2 protein-coding genes are annotated in these 1278 nt (G+C 61.3%); one reads left to right on the forward strand and one right to left on the reverse strand.

All coding sequences use genetic code 11. The features are described 5' to 3' along the window. Positions 1–479: enoyl-CoA hydratase/isomerase family protein (locus EN939_RS34660; RefSeq protein WP_206528434.1), on the reverse strand; the 479-nt coding region annotated here is incomplete at its 3' end. Positions 480–566: 87 nt separating this feature from the next. On the opposite strand from EN939_RS34660, the gene EN939_RS34665 reads away from it, so the two are divergent. Further along, positions 567–1154 carry a TetR/AcrR family transcriptional regulator gene (locus EN939_RS34665; RefSeq protein WP_164748925.1) on the forward strand — a complete coding sequence of 196 codons (588 nt, stop codon included), beginning with the start codon at positions 567–569 and terminating at the stop codon, positions 1152–1154. Positions 1155–1278 lie beyond the last annotated feature (124 nt).

The following is a 1278-nucleotide window of genomic DNA, read 5'->3' on the forward strand; positions in this document are numbered from 1 at the left end:
CGCTTGCGCCCGGCGAGCCTTGGCAGGCGTTGGGTTCCACCGAAGGTCGGCGGCATTGCGAGGTTGATTTCCGGCTTGGCGAACAAAGCGCGGTCACTGGCGATGGCCAGCGGCACCGCCTCGGTGATTTCGCAACCGCCACCAAAGGCAATGCCGTTGACGGCAGCGATGACGGGTTTGCGAAACGCTTCCAGCCTCGCCGTCAGCCGTTGCCCGCGCATGACGAAATCACGCATCGCGACATCGACGCCGAGCGCCACGCTGGCCGAGAACTCATGAATGTCGCCGCCGGCCGAAAACGCCCGCTCCCCTGCACCGGTCAGAATGACCGCACGAACGCTGTCATCGACTTCAATGTCGTCAAGGATCGCAAGCAGGCGATCGATCAGGGCATAGTTCAAGGCGTTGAGCTTCTCCGGCCGATTGAGGGTGAGGATGGCAATCCCATCCCGGGGTTCCTTGAGGACAAGATCGGTCATTGGCTCTTCCTTCTTCATCATGCTGATGACCGGAAGACTATGCCCCTTTCCGCTTGTGTATATTCACTAGTCGGTATACCTAAGCTCATGCCTGACACGCAAAGTCCTACACGCAAACGTATTGTCGATGCCGCGACCAGGCTCTTCTATGCCGAAGGAATCGGTCGCGTCAGCGTCGATGCCGTCGCCGAGGAAGCGGGTCTCACCAAACGCACGCTCTACTACCATTTCAAGAGTAAGGACGACCTCATCGCCGCCTATCTCGATGGCCGCGACCAACCCAATCTGAAGCGGATGGCCGGCTGGTTCGATGCCGCCGAAGGCGGCGCGGATCGCAAGGTCGAGGCGATCTTCACCAATCTGGCGAGGTCCGCTCGTCACCCGAAATGGAAAGGATGCGGCTTCCTGCGCACGGCCGCCGAACTCGCCTCGATGCCCGGACATCCGGCGGTCAAGGTCGGCGCGCGGCACAAGCTGAATTTCGAAACATGGCTGGCCGGCGCCTTGTCGGACCATGGCGTCGGCGAGCCGCCTGCCTTGGCACGCGAGATCGTGCTTTTGATCGACGGCTGCTTTTCGATCATGCTGATCCACCGCAACCCCGATTACATCGAGGCCGCCGGCCGCGCCGCGGCGACGCTGGTGCGGGCGCGGATTTCAGGCAGCCAGGTCTAAAGCGCGACGCGCTTTAAGCCTTTGGTTTTATGCATGTCGTTGCGCCAAAACCGGGGCCACTTTTGGGCGACATGCATTAGAACCCAAACGCCAGCCATGCGGTGCCGGCGGCCAGCGTTATCAG

Source organism: Mesorhizobium sp. M7A.F.Ca.CA.002.05.1.1 (assembly GCF_003998335.1).
Taxonomy (GTDB): Bacteria; Pseudomonadota; Alphaproteobacteria; order Rhizobiales; family Rhizobiaceae; genus Mesorhizobium.